Annotated in this window: 2 protein-coding genes; both read left to right on the top strand. The window is 71.9% G+C overall.

Going from position 1 to position 2816, the window contains the following annotated elements; genetic code table 11:
* Positions 1–425: HAD-IA family hydrolase (locus AB0J68_RS30410; RefSeq protein WP_363942125.1), on the top strand; the 425-nt coding region annotated here is incomplete at its 5' end.
* Positions 422–2794 (top strand): glycoside hydrolase family 65 protein, encoded by a 2373-nt coding sequence (locus AB0J68_RS30415; RefSeq protein ID WP_363942127.1) that lies wholly within the window; start codon positions 422–424, stop codon positions 2792–2794. The genes AB0J68_RS30410 and AB0J68_RS30415, both read left to right, overlap by 4 nt.
* The last annotated feature ends 22 nt before the right edge of the window (positions 2795–2816 follow it).

The raw sequence follows: 2816 nt of genomic DNA on the forward strand, positions 1-2816 counted from the left end.
GCCCTGACGCGGAGGTGGCGATGACCGAGGCGCTGCTCTGGGCGGCGGCGATCCTGCTGGCGGTGGCCGCCGGCTGGGCGTGGAACAGCTGGCGGGGGCTCGTCGCCCGTGAGCAGAAGCTGCGCGGCAAGCCGCAGCCCGACACCTTTCTGGCCGGGGCCAGGATCCTCGGGGTGGACCCCGCCCAGGCCGCCGTCTTCGAGGACGCGCTCTCCGGGGTGGCCGCCGGCCGGGCCGGCGGCTTCGGGTACGTGATCGGTGTCGACCGGGTGGGACAGGCCGACGAACTGCTCGCACACGGCGCCGACGTTGTGGTGAAGGATCTCGCCGACCTGCTCGACGCGGGCGACGCCGACCCGCCGGCGCCCCGCCCCGCCGGCGACACCGCTGGCCGGGCGCCGACCGGCGAGCGGGGCCTCGCGTGATCCGGGAACGGGCCTATCCCGTCGAGCCCTGGCACATCCGGGAGACCCGCCTGGACATGGACGTGCTGGCCCAGTCGGAGTCGGTCTTCGCGCTCTCCAACGGCCACGTCGGTCTGCGCGGCAACCTCGACGAGGGCGAGCCGCACGGCCTGCCCGGCACCTACCTCAACTCGTTCTACGAGCTGCGTCCGCTGCCGTACGCGGAGGCCGGCTACGGGTTCCCCGAGTCCGGGCAGACCATCGTCAACGTCACCAACGGCAAGCTGATCCGGCTGCTCGTCGACGACGAACCGCTCGACGTCCGCTACGGCGAGCTGCTGTCGCACGAGCGCATCCTCGACATGCGGGCCGGCACCCTGCACCGGGAGCTGCACTGGCGCTCGCCGGCCGGCCGTGAGGTCAAGGTCCGCAGCACCCGGCTCGTGTCGTTCACCCAGCGGTCGGTCGCCGCGATCAGCTACGAGGTGGAGGCCGTCGACGGCCCGCTGCGGCTGATCGTCCAGTCCGAACTGGTCGCCAACGAGTCGCTGCCGGCGCAGAGCAAGGACCCCCGGGTCGCGGCGGTGCTGGAGTCGCCGTTGCAGGCCGAGGAGGAGCTGACCACACCGGACGGCGGGCAGCTGATCCACCGCACCAAGGTCTCCGGGCTGCGGGTGGCCGCCGCCATGGAGCACGAGGTGCACGGCCCGGACCACACCACCATCGAGTCCGAGGGGTACGAGGACTGGGTTCGCACCACCGTCGGCTGCGTGCTCCGGCCAGGCGAGAAGCTGCGGGTGGTCAAGTACCTGACGTACAGCTGGTCCAGCCGGCGGTCCCTGCCCGCGCTCCGCGACCAGGTCGGCGCGGCGCTCGCCGGGGCCCGGCTGGACGGCTGGGACGGTCTGCACCGGGAGCAGCGCAACTACCTCGACGAGTTCTGGGACGCGGCCGACGTGCTGGTCGAGGGCGATCCGGAGATCCAGCAGGCCGTGCGGTTCGGTCTGTTCCACGTGCTCCAGGCCGGCGCCCGGGCCGAGCAGCGACCGATCTCGGCAAAGGGGTTGACCGGCCCCGGTTACGACGGGCACGCCTTCTGGGACACCGAGATGTTCGTCCTGCCGGTGCTCACGTACACCCAGCCGAGCGCGGTGCGCAGCGCCTTGCAGTGGCGGCACAGCACGCTGGGGCAGGCCCGGGAACGGGCCGAGACGCTCGGCTTCAAGGGCGCTGCCTTTCCCTGGCGGACCATCGAGGGGCCGGAATCCTCCGGGTACTGGCCGGCCGGCACCGCGGCGTTCCACATCGCCGCCGACATCGCCGACGCGGTCCGCCGGTACGTGCTGGTCACCGGGGACACCGTCATGGAGCGGGAGATCGGTCTGGAGTTGCTGGTCGAGACGGCCCGGCTGTGGCGCTCGATCGGGCACCACGACCGGCACGGCCAGTTCCACATCGACGGGGTCACCGGCCCCGACGAGTACACGGCGGTGAAGAACGACAACGTCTACACCAACTTGATGGCCCAGCGGAACCTGCTCACCGCCGCCGAGGTCGTGATGCGCTACCGGGATGAGGCGTTCCACCTCGGGGTCACCGACGAGGAGGCGGCGAGCTGGCGGGACGCGGCGACCTCGATGCACGTGCCGTACGACCACGAGCTGGACGTGCACCAGCAGGTGGAGGGGTTCACCCGGCTGCAGGAGTGGGACTTCCCGCACACACCCGCGGAGAAGTACCCGCTGCTGCTGCACTACCCGTACTTCGATCTGTACCGCAAACAGGTCGTCAAGCAGGCTGACCTGGTCCTGGCCATGCACTGGCGGGGGGACGCGTTCACCCCCGAGCAGAAGGTGCGCAACTTCCTCTACTACGAGCGACGGACGGTGCGCGACTCGTCGCTGTCGGCCTGCACCCAGTCGGTGCTCGCCGCCGAGGTGGGCCATCCCGACCTGGCGCACATCTACCTGCGCGAGGCCGCGCTCATGGACCTGCACGACCTCAACGAGAACACGCGCGACGGCGTGCACATGGCCTCGCTGGCCGGCGCGTGGCTCGCCCTGGTCAGCGGGTTCGGCGGGCTGCGCGATCACGACGGTGAGCTGTCGTTCGCGCCCCGGCTCTCCAGCCGGCTCAGCCGCCTGGAGTTCTCCGTTCAGTGGCGCGGGCTGGCGCTGCGGGTGGACGTCCGGCCGCACCAGACGACGTACTCGCTGCGCCACGGGGGCCCGGACGACGTCGTGGAGCTCCGCCACCACGACCAGATGCTGCGGGTCACCTGCAGTGAGCCGGTGACCGTGCCGGTGCCGCCGGCCGAGCCCTCGGGGCCGCCGCCGGAGCAGCCACCGGGCCGGTCGCCGTTGCTGCGGCTGCCCGAGCACGAGCAGTGACGGCCGGGGCGGGAGCACTCCC

It is taken from the genome of Micromonospora sp. NPDC049580, assembly GCF_040675595.1.
Taxonomy (GTDB): domain Bacteria; phylum Actinomycetota; class Actinomycetes; order Mycobacteriales; family Micromonosporaceae; genus Micromonospora.